17 protein-coding genes are annotated in these 16,228 nt (G+C 45.7%); 14 read left to right on the plus strand and 3 right to left on the minus strand.

All coding sequences use genetic code 11. From position 1 onward, the window contains the following. Positions 1-157 precede the first annotated feature (157 nt). The 3 genes from J2Z65_RS12490 (at position 158) to J2Z65_RS12500 (ending at position 3,417) form a co-directional block, all read left to right on the plus strand. Positions 158-2,413: an ATP-binding cassette domain-containing protein gene (locus J2Z65_RS12490; RefSeq protein ID WP_167058782.1), complete on the plus strand. Its 2,256-nt coding sequence runs from the start codon at positions 158-160 to the stop codon at positions 2,411-2,413. Positions 2,414-2,547: 134 nt separating this feature from the next. Next, positions 2,548-3,081 (plus strand): RDD family protein, encoded by a 534-nt coding sequence (locus J2Z65_RS12495; RefSeq protein WP_167058779.1) that lies wholly within the window; start codon positions 2,548-2,550, stop codon positions 3,079-3,081. Between the two features lie 156 nt (positions 3,082-3,237). Then, a complete protein-coding gene (locus J2Z65_RS12500) occupies positions 3,238-3,417 on the plus strand; it encodes a hypothetical protein (RefSeq protein WP_167058776.1) in 180 nt (59 codons plus the stop codon). A 98-nt stretch (positions 3,418-3,515) separates the two neighbouring features. Here the strand turns inward: J2Z65_RS12500 and spoVB are convergent, their stop codons facing one another. Next, complete coding sequence (spoVB, locus tag J2Z65_RS12505; RefSeq protein ID WP_167058773.1) at positions 3,516-5,066, minus strand: stage V sporulation protein B; 1,551 nt, start codon at positions 5,064-5,066, stop codon at positions 3,516-3,518. A 292-nt stretch (positions 5,067-5,358) separates the two neighbouring features. Between spoVB and J2Z65_RS35235 the strand changes: the two genes are divergently transcribed. From J2Z65_RS35235 to J2Z65_RS12515, 3 genes are all read left to right on the plus strand, one after another. Next, complete coding sequence (locus J2Z65_RS35235; protein WP_342357344.1) at positions 5,359-5,634, plus strand: DUF5662 family protein; 276 nt, start codon at positions 5,359-5,361, stop codon at positions 5,632-5,634. Positions 5,635-5,664: 30 nt separating this feature from the next. Beyond that, a complete protein-coding gene (locus J2Z65_RS12510; protein WP_167058770.1) occupies positions 5,665-6,771 on the plus strand; it encodes an alpha/beta hydrolase family protein in 1,107 nt (368 codons plus the stop codon). Positions 6,772-6,851: 80 nt separating this feature from the next. Further along, the gene (locus tag J2Z65_RS12515) at positions 6,852-7,292 is read left to right on the plus strand and encodes a GyrI-like domain-containing protein (RefSeq protein ID WP_167058767.1); all 441 of its coding nucleotides are present in this window, start codon (positions 6,852-6,854) and stop codon (positions 7,290-7,292) included. Positions 7,293-7,386: 94 nt separating this feature from the next. On the opposite strand, the gene J2Z65_RS12520 is transcribed toward J2Z65_RS12515, so the two are convergent. Both J2Z65_RS12520 and J2Z65_RS12525 read right to left on the minus strand, forming a co-directional pair. Next, positions 7,387-8,715 carry a catalase gene (locus tag J2Z65_RS12520; protein ID WP_167058764.1) on the minus strand — a complete coding sequence of 443 codons (1,329 nt, stop codon included), beginning with the start codon at positions 8,713-8,715 and terminating at the stop codon, positions 7,387-7,389. Positions 8,716-8,847: 132 nt separating this feature from the next. Further along, on the minus strand, positions 8,848-10,101 hold the full coding sequence (locus J2Z65_RS12525; RefSeq protein WP_167058761.1) for an esterase-like activity of phytase family protein: 1,254 nt from the start codon (positions 10,099-10,101) through the stop codon (positions 8,848-8,850). A gap of 260 nt (positions 10,102-10,361) precedes the next feature. Here J2Z65_RS12525 and J2Z65_RS12530 point away from each other — a divergent pair, with 260 nt between their 5' ends. From J2Z65_RS12530 to J2Z65_RS12565, 8 genes are all read left to right on the plus strand, one after another. After that, positions 10,362-10,724 carry a hypothetical protein gene (locus J2Z65_RS12530; protein ID WP_167058758.1) on the plus strand — a complete coding sequence of 121 codons (363 nt, stop codon included), beginning with the start codon at positions 10,362-10,364 and terminating at the stop codon, positions 10,722-10,724. Positions 10,725-10,789: 65 nt separating this feature from the next. Further along, a complete protein-coding gene (locus tag J2Z65_RS36105) occupies positions 10,790-11,059 on the plus strand; it encodes a hypothetical protein (protein ID WP_193580943.1) in 270 nt (89 codons plus the stop codon). A gap of 124 nt (positions 11,060-11,183) precedes the next feature. Then, positions 11,184-11,648 carry a hypothetical protein gene (locus tag J2Z65_RS12540; RefSeq protein ID WP_167058755.1) on the plus strand — a complete coding sequence of 155 codons (465 nt, stop codon included), beginning with the start codon at positions 11,184-11,186 and terminating at the stop codon, positions 11,646-11,648. Positions 11,649-11,993: 345 nt separating this feature from the next. Next, positions 11,994-13,295, plus strand: a complete 1,302-nt coding sequence (locus J2Z65_RS12545; protein ID WP_167058752.1) for a histidine--tRNA ligase — start codon at positions 11,994-11,996, stop codon at positions 13,293-13,295. Between the two features lie 114 nt (positions 13,296-13,409). Further along, the gene (locus J2Z65_RS12550) at positions 13,410-14,342 is read left to right on the plus strand and encodes a D-2-hydroxyacid dehydrogenase (protein WP_167058749.1); all 933 of its coding nucleotides are present in this window, start codon (positions 13,410-13,412) and stop codon (positions 14,340-14,342) included. A gap of 363 nt (positions 14,343-14,705) precedes the next feature. Beyond that, on the plus strand, positions 14,706-15,227 hold the full coding sequence (locus J2Z65_RS12555; RefSeq protein WP_338111688.1) for a metallophosphoesterase family protein: 522 nt from the start codon (positions 14,706-14,708) through the stop codon (positions 15,225-15,227). Positions 15,228-15,244: 17 nt separating this feature from the next. Continuing rightward, entirely contained in the window at positions 15,245-15,706 is a 462-nt protein-coding gene (locus J2Z65_RS12560) for a GNAT family N-acetyltransferase (protein ID WP_167058746.1), read from the plus strand. A 27-nt stretch (positions 15,707-15,733) separates the two neighbouring features. Beyond that, a complete protein-coding gene (locus J2Z65_RS12565) occupies positions 15,734-16,213 on the plus strand; it encodes a DinB family protein (protein ID WP_167058743.1) in 480 nt (159 codons plus the stop codon). The last annotated feature ends 15 nt before the right edge of the window (positions 16,214-16,228 follow it).

A 16,228-nucleotide genomic window follows, 5' to 3' on the forward strand; every position in this document is an offset into this window, starting at 1 on the left:
TTCGGATAACGTGACAAGATTTGAGAAAGCTATCGCATCAACTCCCTGGTTAAACCAACAAAAGCAGCAAGTTGCGGCAGCCCGGCTTTATCAATGCACGATGAATGGTACAATGTGAATAGAAGTAGAAATTAACACGACAGGAAGGATGTTATTCATGAGCGAATCCAATCAGGAGTATATCGTAATCTCGGCTGCGAGGGAAAACAATCTCAAGAACGTATCCTTGCGCATTCCCAAGCGGAAGATCACGATCTTCACCGGTGTATCCGGATCAGGCAAGTCATCGATCGTCTTCGATACCATCGCCGCCGAATCCCAGCGTCTGCTGAACGAAAACTTCAGCATGTTCGTCCGCAACTTTCTGCCGCGTTTTCCGCAACCGGATGCAGACGCGATAGAGAACCTGAGCATGGCTGTTATTGTGGATCAGAAGCGGCTTGGCGGCGGTTCCCATTCCACGATGGGCACGATTACCGATATCTCTCCCATTCTCCGTCTTCTCTTTTCCCGAGCGGGCCAGCCCTATGTTGGACAAGCAAACATGTTCTCGTTTAACGACCCGCAAGGCATGTGTCCTGAGTGCAACGGGATCGGTCGCAGGCTTGGCATCGATATGAGCAAGGCGCTGGACAAGTCAAAGTCGTTGAATGAAGGGGCAATCATGCTGCCGGGTTATACGGTGAACAGCATGGATTGGTCGATGCTTGTGCAGTCAGGGTCCTTCGATCCCGACAAGAAGCTGAACGATTATTCGGATGAGGAGCTGGAGCAACTGCTGTATGGCAAGGCGAGGAAAGTAGAGATGCAGTTCGCCGGGAAGGCAGTGAATATTACAGTAGAAGGCATCATCGAGAAGTTCACCAACAAGTACATCAAACAGGATGTGAAGACCAAGTCCGAGCGCACACAACAAGCTGTTGCGCCATACATCACTGAGGGTCCCTGCTCCAGCTGCCGAGGCGCGAGACTCAGTCAGGCTGCGCTTGGCTGCAGGATCAATGGACTCAATATTGCAGAGCTATCCTCCATGGAGGTCGGACAGCTCATCCGCGTCATTCGGGAGATTGACGACCCGATCGCCGCGCCGGTCGTCAAATCGCTGACGGAGCGGCTGCAGCATCTTGTTGATATCGGACTTGACTACTTAACGCTGGACCGTGAGACGGATACATTGTCCGGCGGCGAGTCACAGCGCGTCAAAATGGTGAAGCACCTGAGCGGCAGTCTGGTCGATGTCACTTACATCTTCGATGAGCCCAGCGTTGGCTTGCACCTCCGTGATGTACACCGGTTAAATGGATTGCTTCAGAAGCTGCGCGACAAGGGCAATACCGTGATTGTCGTCGAGCATGATCCCGATGTGATCAAGTTGGCGGATCATATCGTCGACGTCGGGCCTCACGCCGGCAGCCGCGGCGGTACCATCGTGTATGAAGGAAGCTTCCAAGGCTTGCTGGGGTCAGGTACACTGACAGGCACTCATATGAAGCGGCCGCTCCAACTGAAGCAAGATTGCAGGCAGCCATCCGGCAAGCTGCCCATCAAGGATGCCCAGCTTCACAACCTTCAGAACGTGAGTGTAGATATTCCAACCGGAGTGCTGACAGTAGTGACGGGTGTCGCCGGTTCGGGCAAGAGTACGTTGATTAACGAAGTGTTCCTCAGCCAGCATCCCGATGCGATCGTCATCGACCAATCGGCGGTAGGCGTCTCAACACGCTCGAATCCCGCGACCTACACGGGCATTATGGATGATGTGCGCAAGGCGTTTGCTGCCGCAAACAAGGTGAACCAAGGCTTGTTCAGCTTCAACTCCAAGGGGGCTTGCGAGAACTGCCAAGGGCTGGGTGTGGTGTATACCGACCTTGCATTCCTCGACAGCGTGAAGCTGCCATGCGAAGTATGCGGAGGCAGACGGTTTAAAGAAGAGGTGCTTGCGTACAAGCTGAACGGCAAGTCAATTGCAGAAGTGCTGGAGATGACTGTGGAGCAAGCCTTGGAATTTTTTCAGCTAAAAGAGGTTATGCGCAAGCTTCAGGCGATGAGTGATGTGGGGCTGAACTATATTACACTTGGCCAGCCGCTCAGCACGCTTTCTGGCGGAGAATGCCAGCGCATCAAACTGGCAAGTGAGCTGCATAAGAAGGGCAGCATCTATGTGATGGACGAGCCGACGACCGGCCTACATATGTCAGATATCGGTCACCTTCTGGAGATCATGAACCGCCTCGTGGATGCCGGCAATACGGTGATCGTCATTGAGCACAACCTCGATGTGATCAGCCAAGCGGATTGGATCATCGATATGGGACCGGATGGAGGCAGCAAGGGCGGCCAAGTGGTGTTCGAGGGCACGCCTCCGCAGATTGTCCATGCGGAGCAGTCGATCACGGGAAGATACTTGAAGTAATATCGACATAAGTAGTATATAGGATTCGTATATTCTAAGTATGACAAGGAAGTATGTTCAATCAGGGCTGCCAGCAGAATCGGCAGCCTTTTGGATCTGCATAAAACCCTATTTTGGTCAAAAGGGGTAGAGCTATGCATAAGCATTCAAATTTTAAAAGCGTACCTTTAGGCACCCGCTTAATCGCCTTTTTATGGGATTATGTTATCATCGCGGGCTATATAATTTTATTAATTGGCGTATCTTTCCTTTTACGACCTTTGTTGACTCCACTGTTTACGACAAATCCTTTGTTGGCGGAGATCAATGGATTTCTATTCATTACGCTGCCTGTATATCTTTATTTTGCCATATGTGAGGGATCGAAATGGCATGCGACATGGGGGAAACGAAAAATGGGGGTTGTGGTGTCAGGTATTAACGGCAAGTCAATCGGACTCGGATCCTCACTATTGCGTTCTGCTCTTAAATTTGTACCTTGGGAGCTATCCCATTTCACCATATGGCACATGGTCATTCCTTCTAAATACCCAAATTCATTCATTTTTGCACTATTAGCGACGGTCTACGGTCTGGTACTCATCTACTTGATAAGTCCATTATGGAACAAAAATAAACAAACGCTATATGACTTTATTGCGGGGACTGTTATAAGGTACAAGGATTAGGAAAAGTGCAACAACGATATCCAATGTTACTACAATGGAAAAAACTGTAGATATAGAGCTTCTTTAGCTGTGAATGCTGAAAACTGTGGAGTAATAAATAAACAGTTGTGATTTTTTTTCTTTCAAGACCAAGTTTTTTTGTGAGAGGAGTCAGTTATGGATGTGTTAGTTGGATTCTTAATTTTAGGTGCATTGTTTGGAATATTTGTTGCTATTCAAAAGCTTAACTCAAACATCATTACTCAAATTGATCAAAACGAAAAGATTATTGAATTAATGAAAGAGAGAATGCATAGGGAGATTAGGGATGGAAACAACCACAACATTCAGGATTAAGTTTATAAAAACATAGGACATAACGTAACGTGTGTTATTACTTTTTAAGCCAACAGCGAAAAAGCAGCCGATCATGGCTGCTTTTTTTTCAGCTTAACTTACCATGGAATCGAAAATCGGTGGCGCGTACTTTTCCAATTCACTGTACCCGTCAGTACGAGTGCGGCGAAATAGAGAAGCAAGGAGAAGGCGATTGAAGTAATGACGCACCATAACTGCGGCATACCATGGCTCACAACATAGTTATAGGTCCAGTGTCCGCATATCATCATCAGCATCATGCAGATTCCAACCTTGACGTAAGGACGAATACTCCAATAAAATCCGATCGAGCTTGAGATGGAAAAGAAGTTCAGCAGTGTTTGCATCACAATGCCGATCCCGATGCCGTACGCAACGCCAATAATACCATATTGGCTGCCGAACACGAAGATCGAGACACCCTTGAAAGCGGTGGCTATTATGTAATTCCACAGTGTAGCTTTGGCACGGCCGAGCCCGAGCAGAATCGCATGCAGAGGAGCGTCGAAATAATGCAGGAAAAACATCGGCGCCAGTATTTTCAGAAGCAATCCTGCTTCCGGCGAATGATAGACAAGTGTTGTTAATGGAGTTGCCCACACGTATAAGATAACGGTCGCCGGCGCGCCGATCAGGAGTCCCAAGTTCAAGGCCTGATTCATTCGCTCATGTATGAGCAGACTGTTCTTGTTTGCTGCTGCTTCGCCAATTGCGGGAATGAGAGCGGTGGACAAGGACTGCGTGATAAAGCTTGGCATGAACAGCAGCGGAAAAGCATAGCCGGCCAGCATGCCGAATTGTTTCGTGGCTAACGCCGTGCCGATGCCGGCTAGTGCCAGGCTGGTTGTAATAAGAAGCGGTTGGAACGTGCTGTATAACGAATGAATGACACCGTGCCCTGTCGTCGGCAGCCCGATCTGCAGCAGCTCGCCGAGTGTGCTTCTTCCTTGTTTCAGGTGGCTTGCCCAAGTCTCGCCCGGCATCTTCGATTCACCGTATAGCTTGTAGCTTGTCATCAGGAATAGGAGGCTAAATACTTCGCTAACAACAGAAGCGGCCATTGCTCCGGCAGCCGCATAAGCGACGCCGTAAGGCAGCAAGAGGTGGACCAGCGCAAGTACACAGGCGATTTGCACCGTATGCTCCAGTACATCAGAAGCTGCAATGGTCTTCATCTGCTGCATGCCGCGGAAATATCCCTTTAATACGGCGGAGACGGCGACGATCGGAGCGATCGGCGTAATCGCCAGCATCGCGTAATAAGCGCGTTGGTCGCTTAACAGAATGGATGCGATCCACTCAGATCCAAGTAACGTTATGGTCGTGAGCGATACGCTCAAGAAGCCTGTAACAGCGAGCGAGACATGCAGGATGCGCCTGACTTTCATCCGTTCGCCGCGAGCGTGTGCCTCTGCAACCAACTTTGAAATTGCCACCGGCAATCCAAGCTCCGTAATCGTAATGACGAGGGGGACGAGCGGATGCGCCATCATTAAGATACCGATTCCCTCTGCGCCCAGTACGCGAGCGATATACATGCCGCTGATAAAACCGAGAATACGGTTGATGAAAGCAGCGACAGACAAGACCAACGTACCTCTCATAAATGATTGCCCATGTTGTGACATGACTTGTGTCCTCCTGTTTATCGAATACTTAAATGTATTCAAAAATTGGAAAAGCATGCGAACAAGCCGGTAGAGATGTCATTATTGGACATGTGATGGCACATAGCAGTGCGGCAGCGGATCGATCGGCAACTTAAATATGCCTTTACAAATTCATGAGTGCACTGGTAAAATTACACAAATGCGATGATCAGCTTAGCGAACTGGGGTAGCACCACGACGAAATCTCGTCCCCAAGACAACGTTCTTGGAGGTGGGATTTTTATTTTGATAAGTTATTTTTGACCTTGGAATAACACATGATTTGTCGAAGTTTTCACCAACTGAGCTTTTTCCTTATGCAAAGAAATTTTATTCCGGGAAGCCTCTGAACGCAGAAGATGAATTAAAATGGAAATACGCATGGCTTCATCATCAACATAATAATAAGCATCATTGGGAATATTGGGTCATTAATCCAACTACCAAAGAGGCACTACCCATGCCAAAGAAGTATATCATCGAGATGGTATGTGATTGGCGCTCATTTTCAAGGAAGTGGGGCAGACGTGTTGTATTAAAAGTATAGTAACTATATTAAAATGGAGGGGAATTTAACATGGATGAGAAACGGGGATTACTACCGGACCCTTTAATAAGCAGCAATGGCCGTCAGGTTACAACTGTCGAGGACTGGAGGGTTTTTAGACGTTCGGAAATTATTGAGTTGTATCGCGAAAATGTTTATGGCAGAGAGCCAATCGGACGTCCTGACTCTATGCAATTCGATGTCGTGCTGGAAGAAGTGGCATTTGATGGAAAGGCGTTACGGAAACAAATTGACATCGTGTTTTCGGGGCAGGGCGGCGAAGGCCGAGTTCGTGTACTGCTTTATATTCCAATTAGGGAGACAAAGGTACCTGCCTTTATTTATGCAGCAATTAAAAGTCAGCGTGTATTCGATGTGGATTTAGAGGAGTGCTCCGACTTTTGGCCTGCGGAGGATATCGTGTCAAGAGGCTATGCGGCGGTTGTTTTCCATGTGGAAGATTTGGACCCGGATTTTTGTGATGAAGGCTACCAAAACGGGGTTCATGGCGTTTTCGATTCCACAGACCAACCGCGTTCGGCTGATGCCTGGGGGGCTATGTCCGCTTGGGCCTGGGGTGCGAGCCGTGTCATGGATTATTTAGAGTCAGATCCCCTGATTGATTCACAGCGTGTTGCGATTGTCGGTTATTCTAGAAGCGGCAAAGCGTGTTTGTGGGCGGGAGCCGTTGACGAACGATTTGCCTTCGTCATAAGCAATAATTCGGGCTGCTCAGGGGCGGCGATTTCAAGAGGCAAGACAGGGGAGCGGCTAGTGAACATTAACCGAGGCAATCCTCATTGGTTTAATGATAACTATAAAAAGTTTAATGATCGAGAAGATGAGCTGCCTATTGACCAGCATTTATTGCTTTCTCTCATTGCCCCCCGGCTACTCTATGTAGCCAGCGCCTCTGAGGACAAGTGGGCCGATCCCGAATCCGAATTGCTAGGCTTGTTCCTGGCGCAACCGGTCTATTTGCTTCACGGGCACAGCGGATTAGGCATGGACAAAATGCCGCCTGTTAATTCTCCTATACATAGTGAGAGACTCGGCTATCACCTCAGGGCAGGAAAACACGATATTACTCGTTATGACTGGAAGTGTTATATGGATTTTGCGGATAAACAGCTATAGATTCGTTAGGATCTTAAGGTCAGGATAAAGACTAGTATTAGTGTAAGCGCGACCAAATGAACGAAATCAGGGGGATAATCATGGAACCAGTTATTAGTAATCAAAGCAAAAGCTTTACTTTATTCGGTTATTCCAAGACACATGATCCTAACAAAGCATACAGTGAAACGATTTTCGAGTTGCTGGATAAAGTTTGGGCGGAAGTACGTAACAAGAAACTCTCTCACACAGGAATGAATCACGTAGTTTATGAGGTTGATCACGAAATATTTGCTGGGATAGAATTGATCTCTCCGCCTAATGAAGATTCATTATTGGAAAAGAGGGATGTTACTTTTCAAAGATATGCGTATTGCAAACATATTGGACCCTATAGCCAATTAGACGAAACTTATGAGAGCATACGGTCAATAGTAAAAGAATCAAGAGAACACCATGTGCTTCCGTTATTAGAGGTATATGGACATTGGAATGAGGATGAATCGAAACTTGAGACAGAGATTTACTATAATCTCAAATAAGGAATTCGGTTTCAATTAGTGACTAAATTTTACGGGTAACGCAAGGGCTGCCGTGCAGAACGGCAGCCTTTTCTCACGAGCCTTTAAGTCAACCCTATGGATGCATCTGAATCTGCCTGGAAACCCGTTCGCCTAATTCCGCTGATGCATGGTATAGGTAGCTCAAAACAACACTTTGCGTTTCACGAGAAATACCTGAAAGATCGGCAGCAAGGTTCCCAACCAGATGATCTTGCTGAATAGGAGGAAGAGAGTGATAATACTGTCCCGCTTGCGTAAAATTATCAGTTTTGGGCAAGTCGGATCGTACGAGTCGACCTTCTACGAATCTACCTTCGCCGCTTGTCTGCTGTGAACCAGGTGACCAGTTTTGCTGATGGTTGATAGGAATTTTCCGGAAATCAGGTCCCAATCGCCGCCGCTGTGAATCCGAGTATATATTCGCCCGTCCCTGCAGCATCTTATCATCCGATAATTCGACTCCCTCCAAAAGATTGGAAGGTGAGAAAGCGATTTTCTCTACTTGCTCCATATAGTTATCCGGATTGCGGTTTAATACGAGTCGACCTACCGGTAATAACGGATATTGCTTGACATCCCAAACCTTCGTATCATCCAGCGGATCATAGGGCAGACTGGCCTCGTCTACGGGATTCATCAGTTGAACATATAGCCCGTATTCGACCGTTTTACCTGACTCTAGAGTGTCATAGAGGTCCTTTCCGGCGTAATCGGGATTTTCTCCCGCCAACTGGGCTGCTTCGTGACGATCGATATACTGTATTCCGGCAAGAGGATGCCAGAGATATTTCACATAGGTACGGACGCCCTGCGCGTTCCTCCAGATATAGGTATTAACGCTATGGCCGGGAATGTGGCGGAGGCTCTTGGCAGTTCCGGCGTCAGAGTACAAATGGACTAGGAAATGAGTGGATTCCGGCGCTCTGGCGATGAAGCTCCAGAATCGTTCGGGGTCTATCAAATTATTGACCGGCGATGGCAGAAAGGCCTTGATCGACTCCGGGAAGCGAATGGCATCCCGAACCAAAAATACGGGGATATGATTGCATAACAAATCGAAAACGCCTTTGTCCGTATAAAATTTGGTGGAAAAGCCGCGCACATTTCGGGAAGTGTCAGGGGTACCCTTGTTACTTACGGCAAGGGAAAACCTTACCGTGACAGGAACCTGTTGACCGGGATTCTGCAGAAAACAGAGCTGGGTGTACGGCGCCATGGAATTCACGGTCTGAAAGTATCCGAAGGCACCATAACCCTTTACGTGCACGGGTCTCTCAATTATTTTGCTATGTATAAAGGTCTCCAAGGTTTCATGTAACATACTATCTTGTTCAAGTACGGGACCTCGTTCTCCGACCGTCTGGGAATGAAGCGATGCCGGTATATCCCTGTTTTCTTCCATTATTCAACCTCCTGTATTCATCTCACTGATATACATGGTTATGTTGAGATTCTAGCAATCATGACAGATTCATGCATGTACTTCAACACAAAAAAGACCGCCGAATGCGGTCTTTTTTGCTGGAAGTGCGCTTCACTTCGTCTCGGGCGAAACGTCGAAGGCCAGAAGTTGCGTCACTTGCGACGCGTTGAAATTGTTGTCAGAGACGAGGATGAGGCTGTCGTGCCCGTTTTGGAGTTTCGGTCCCCAAGCCATGCCTTCCACGTTGTCGAGCTTCGGCAGGCCCAGCGTATTGAGATCCAGCACCAGCTTCTTGTTAACAGGCGTAAATTGGCCCGCCGATAAAGAGTCAAGATTGTTCACATTCGTAGCTTGAGCGGCATCCGCTTCATATATGCGAATATAATTGGAATAATTGCCATCGGTGGCTTGCACACCGGACCGTTCCAGGATCAGGAACTGATGGTCGTTTATCGCAAGCATTTCCGAAACGCCGTTATCGGCACTTTTACCTGTTCCGGGTTTCGCCGGGATGGCGTCAATCGGATAAGCGTACTGCGCGATGATGTCGCCGCTTCGATTGTATTTTGTTATACGGGAATACGAGCCGGCATCCACGGAGGAGATATCGCCGTCCTGATAGAGCGCGGCTTCCATTGAAGTAAAATAGTAGTTGCCATCGGGGGAGAAGCTGCTTCCTTCCAGAGCAAGATTGTTTCGGAAGCCTTTCTGCGCGGCGTTATCGCCGACTGGATTCATTTGGAAGGCAGCAGGGATCGGGAGCGAAGACAAGTATTTGCCTTTTAACGTTGCTTGGCGGATGAAAGGATTCAAGGCAAGGCTGCGGTCGCCTTCGCTGGTGTACCAGATCGATTTGCCTTTCGGATCGAAGCGTACCGATTCCAGATCCGGGACGACGCCTTGCTTATTCGCAGCGTAATCTTTCTTGTTCGGATACGTCGTGCCGTCCTCCTGTTTGAACTCCGTCATGCCGGTAAGCTCGACAGCGTAGAAACTCTTCGTATCGTACTTCAGCTTTGCATTGTAAAAACGGGCAGGAGCATTGTCTGAGCGATCGTCGCTGATCAGGATCCATTGATGCGTTCCGGGGTTGTAATCAATGCCGGAAAGTCCGCCGATAGGCGTCTCTTCAAACTTTAGATCGTTTGCAATGCGCTGTTCACCGATCAACGTTAGCTGTCCGACAGTGTGGTTCTGAGTAAACCTAGCTTGCTTATGAGGTTTCGCTGCTTCTCGGTGATGGCCATCAGCCATTGGAGCTTGTCCGTTGGATTCCGTCGTTGCGGCCGATGCGGCAGCGAGTGGTACAGCGGCAAGCAGCATACCGGCGACGGCACCTGTGGATACGAGCTTTCTTACCTTCACGTCAACACCTTCTCTCCCAAATTCATCTATCGGAAACGATGACACTCTCATTATATAGAAGGGCGTTGGAACGGGACAATAGGATATGGGGAAATTTACATAAGTTTAACTCGGAGAATCGCTCAATAAGATGGCTTTCGGAAAAGTCAGCAGCCTGTGTAACGAACGGGTAGCCGCCTCTTTTCGAGAGTATATACCAAAAACCCTTCCCTAAGAGAGCTTACTGAATATGTTAAAGTACAAGCTACTTGGGGGTGGGGATGTTGATTCAACTGAATGGAATCGTAGGTGGAAACGCTCCAATTGCAGTGGGAGCTCGAAAAACGGTACTGCTCCAGCAGATCGTGATCCGGGTGAAAAATCGTCAAAAGCTCGTTTTGAAAAACCTGAACTTTTTATTTAATAATGAAGCCTTTGCTATCAAAATCGAGGCTGAGCCTTCTCCTGGAGTATTTATCGCAAGAGGCGGGAGCGGTGATCTGAGCCCCAATAAAGTGTTGGTTAACAATACAACCGGGTCGGAAGTGACAATCTTCTTGCTGATTAGCGCTGTAAATACAGCCAATAACACCAGATCTTTGAGTCGTTCCGACAGTTGGCGCCTGCTGCTTCAGCGTAAATAACCCCATACAGAACTAAAGGAGGCTGCCGGTGGCAGTCTCCTTTGCGTTAACGGGAGAGTAGTTAAATGAGAAATTCTGGAATCGTTGAATTTTGGATGATATCATTAGAGTTAGAAGTGGATTATGAGGACGGGATCGGAAAATCTTATCGCAGAAAACGTACAGTAGGTTTTTTAACGAGAATAAAAATAACTATTGCTATGGATTGGAACATCATCATTCTTTCAAATAATGAAGCTATCAATCAATATAGACTGGGCAAAGCCATCTCATTAAAGGCGGGTTATATGGGGTTGCCGTTGGGGATGCATTGGGAGGTACAACTGAATTTATGACAACCCAAGGAACGACTTGATATAGTTGCGTTACAACTATGGGCACAAAGACGTTGAAGTGCTGGGGAAAGATTGTAAATTACAGATCTATTACTTGAGAACGGACGTGGGGAGGTCGAAAAGTTTGGAGATTAATCAATTCAAACACACTGTAAGAAATCCTTCGAGGATAAAAATCATTATTTCTATGGCTGCTTTATGTGCACTATTTTTAATAAATGGATCAATGAATGATAAGGACAGTACAATACTACGATTCACTATAATTGTGATGTTCTGTTTTTGTGCAGTAGTCATGTTATGGTCCATATTTCAAACATTTAAGAAGCCAACTAAACTTAACCTGTCTCATGGAACGATCGTATTAAACGGACGGATCATTAAAGCGGAGCAAATTAAGGTCATAATGATTATGGGAGATATCGAAAAGCCGATTATTGGAATAAAGCCTTATGGAGCACAAATTGTCCCCATGTGGTTGTGTTTTAGTTTTGTGAAGAATGGAGAGAAAGGCGCAGCCGATTTAGCTATTTGGGCTGAAAGTAACAAGGTGAAGTTTGATAACACCTTTTTTATTAGATGGATATAGATCTTGAATGGTAATCAGTTGGTAGTTAAACTAAAGTGGAAAGACGGAGGTTGATAGGCCACTGGGAAAAGCAATGCTTAATAGTAATGCTTTTTGGCTTGCATCTCTTACGGTGCATTGTTATAATCATCTGTAATTAATTGGTTGAAGGGGTTTTGAACTATGAATAACATCGTATTGAATCAACTTCATCATCATCACAAACGGCGTTAGCACACCTGAAAAAATCCAGGGTGGGCTAACGCTTTTCGCGTTAGCCTCCCTGCGGCATACTAAGCGCGCAGGACCAATAGGTCTTGCGCGTTTTTGTTTTACAAAGTAAGACAAAAGAAAGGAATGATGATTATGCAAAATGTAAAAGGTACCTATGATTTCTTTGGAAAAGAACAGGCAATTCGAAAAAAGGTTCAATCTGTGCTTCAAGAAGTTTTTGAGTTGTATGATTTTGACGGAATGGACTCGACTATTTTAACTGAATTGGATCTTCTGACATCAAAGTATGCGGGTGGTGATGAAATATTAAAGGAGATGTATCAACTTACCGATCAAGGTATGCGTAATCTTGGACTTCGATACGACCTTACGATCCCATTTGCTAAGGTAATTGCATTAAATCCCGGCATTGAAATTCCATTCAAAAGGTATGAAATTGGAAAGGTTTTTCGAGATGGTCCTGTGAAGCGAGGACGTCTGCGTGAGTTTTTACAATGTGATATTGATGTTGTTGGAATAGAGGGACTTGAGGCTGAAGCAGAACTCATGCAAGTTGCTTTTGAAGTTTTTAAAAGGCTTGATTTACAAGTGACTCTCAGATGGAATAATAGAAAATTTCTAGGGGAGATTCTTGAAACGGTTGGGGTTACATCCGAAGAAAAGCTATCTGTGATGCTGTCTCTTGATAAAATTGAGAAAATTGGTAACGAAGGGGTTATCAAAGAGCTAATAAGTAAAGGACTGAGTTCACAGGTAACAAATGCAATAACCGGATTGATTGAAATGGATGAACCTACCTTAGAAAACTTGTTCGATAAATATAAGTTCAAGAATTCTGAAGGTTCAAGTGAAGTGTTTGCTCTTCAGGAATTAATTGTGAAGCTAGAACTTGATAAAATGTGCAAGTTTGATCCATTCTTGTCTCGTGGTCTCTCATTTTATACTGGAACCGTGTATGAGATCTTTGACGCGAATAAAATCTTTGCTTCAAGTTTAGGCGGAGGTGGGAGATATGATGCCATTATTGGAAAATTGGTCGGGAGAGATGATATTCAATACCCGACGGTAGGCATCTCATTCGGAATGGAATCCATCATGGAGATGCTAAAAAGCCGACCAATTCAATTGCCCCAACCTTTAGTTGTCGTTATTTCGATCGGAGAAACCAGCGCAGATGTTTTAAAGGCTGCTGCTATCCTGCGTTCGAACGGAATCCGCACAAGTATAGAGACAAGTAAGCGGAAGTTAAAAAAGTCGCTTGCTACTGCTGCATCCAATGGAATTCCTTATGTCATCCTAATTGGAGAAGATGAGGCAAAAGATGGCTTGCTACGATTAAAAGATATGAAGGAGAAGAATGAAAAAGTTGTAACTGTACAAGAAGCAGTAAACCGAATTTTACAACAGCAATCCAAAATATCAGAAGGTTATTAATCATGCTCATATGATTTGCTGAGGTAGGAGCGTTGAATTCAAAAAATGTACCTACCGTGGTAAAATAAGTTGCTATTTCGTAGTTTTTATGGATTCTGAAAAGGGGCGTAGCTGATGGATATTAAAAATATTTTAGTGACCGGACGGATGTACAGAGATCTTGAGAGGCTAGCCTTGCTGGACACCAAGAGGGAGTATAAGTTCCTTCCAGAGGCGGAGGTAAGTCCGAATCATTTCGACTGGGCTGACGGTTATGTGGCATTTAAGCCGACGGAGTCGTTTCATTTTGGGGGGTTGCGGTGGGTTCATGCGCTTGGAGCTGGCGTTGATGCATTTTTATATAATCGTGAATGGAAAAAGGATGTATTATTAACCCGTACGGTCGGCAGCTTTGGGCGGAAAATAGGGGAATATTGCTTAAGTTATATTCTTGCCGATGTACAGCGTCATGGTGATTTTCGGCAGTATCAGTCCGAAAGACATTGGCTGCCTTCGCAGCAGAAGCTTCTGCAGCAGCTTAACATCGTCATTTTCGGTACCGGAACGATTGGCATGGAAGTCGCCAAGATGCTTAGAACATTCGGGGTAACCGTATACGGAATATCTCGCAGCGGTGCATCGAACTGTCATTTTAATAGGGTCCTTCCGATTACCGAAGTGCACCCCTTGTTGGCGCAGGCCGATTGGATTATTAACACGCTCCCCTTAACTCAAATCACTGAAAGACTATTCGAAAAACGTTTGTTTTCTTGCATGCACGGTGCAGGCTTTATAAATGTGGGCCGGGGAGCTTCAGTAGATGAAAACGCACTGCTCGAAGCGATAGAACGAGGGCAAGTGCGCAAAGCAATTCTGGATGTGTTTAGAGAGGAACCTCTACCCTCGGAATCGCCGCTGTGGGCTCATCCGAACATGGCCGTTACCCCGCATATTTCTGCCGTCACCGGGCTGGATGAAGCGATGGACGGATTGCTCGCCGTATTAAGAGAAATTGACAGCGGACAAGAACGAATTAGCTATTCTGTGGACGTAAGCCGAGGATATTAGATCAAATCAGTCGGATGGCGATCGGCGTCCGGTGACATTCAGTAGGGTATTTCATGTTATGATATCTAACATTGTTATGGCGAAAAAACATATATTCGTGCTAAAATGAATAAAGTTGGACAACGATATATGATTTTCGACTTCAAAAACAAAGGTATTTACATGGGATGTAATATCTGAAACGGGGCGTTAGAGACATCATGACAGATTTATTTTTTAGGGAAAATGGGACATTTACGATTGTTCAATTTACGGACTTACATTGGAAAAATGGCGAACCTGAGGATTTTCGTACATATTCGTTGATGAAGAACATCTTGGAATTGGAATCGCCTGATCTAATCATTTAGTGCCGCATTGTATATGTTTGATTCAGGAAGTAACTTAAACCATCGGATAGGTTCTGGTTATGAATGGATTACACATAAGCAAATAGGCTGGTATAAGGATATTTCTAAGCTATTAACGGAAGACAATAATGGGATTCCATTGTTGTCCTTAGCATTCTTCCATATTCCTCTTCCAGAGTACAACGAAGTATGGAACTATCATACATGCTATGGTCATAACTATGAAGGAATGGGTTGTCCAAAAGTTAATTCAGGCCTTTTTACGGCATTTCTTGAAATGGACGATGTTAAAGGTGTTTTTGTTGGTCATGATCACATAAATGATTTTTGCGGAGAGTTACACGGCATTAAGCTTTGTTATGGAAGGGCGACAGGGTATAACAGTTACGGAAAAGAAGGATTTCCTCGTGGAGCACGAATCATTCGATTAGAAGAGGGGGAGCACTCTTTTAAATCATGGATTCGTTTGGAGGATGGCACAAAAATTATTAATCAAGAAGAACATGCACCTGAGCATGTTTGGAAACGAATTTAGACATAGGAGTGATTGTAGTGGAAATCAGAATTGATGATTTAACCGGATCTAAAGTAATCGCATTAATTGAGGAGCATCTTCAAGGAATGTCAGAAGACTCCCCACCTGAGAGTGTACATGCCCTCAACTTAGATGGATTAAGAAAACCGGAAGTGACTTTTTGGAGCGCATGGGAGCAAGACGAATTGCTTGGCATTGGGGCACTTAAAGAGCTTGATGTTACGCATGCTGAGGTAAAATCCATGCGTACGGCAGCTTCTCATATGCGAAAAGGGGTTGCTAGACAAATTCTTGAACATATCATAGCAGTTGCTATAGAACGTGGGTACACAAGGCTCAGTCTAGAAACGGGCTCCATGGAATCCTTTGAACCTGCAAGGAAGCTGTATGAAAATCTCGGTTTCCAATATTGTAATCCATTTTCAGATTACATCGAAGATCCTTACAGTATGTTTATGACCAAGGAATTGTTCCGATGAAAGCCACTGAGAACAGGAGACTGCGACATGTTGAAACTATTCGAGTATAACTGGCAAGTTCGGAAAGATTGGTTTGACTGGTGCGATACGGTGAGCAAGGAAGAGTTGTTGAAAAAACGCACAGGCGGCATAGGATACATCCTTCCCACGCTGCATCACATTGTGGCAGTCGAGTATGGCTGGATATGCGCTGGAATCCAAGAAAAAGCGATTGAAATCCCTCCGTTCGAAGAAGTGGCCAGCTTGCAGCAAATTAAGGGTTTTTCCGCCCGTTGCCATGTGGAACTCGCTCCATTTGTCTATGATTGGAATGATAGTTTGGAAGACCGCATTATGATTGATATCACGGATGAAGGGGAACGGGAAGCCCATAAATACGGCGAAGTGATGCGGCACGTGATCGCCCACGAGATCCACCATATCGGTCAATTATCAATATGGTCGCGAGAAATCGGAAAGAAGCCGGTTACTGCAAACTTGATTGGCAGAGGGTTATTCGATGTTTAACGTTGATATACCTAT

Source organism: Paenibacillus aceris, from assembly GCF_017874035.1.
Lineage (GTDB): Bacteria > Bacillota > Bacilli > Paenibacillales > NBRC-103111 > Paenibacillus_E > Paenibacillus_E aceris.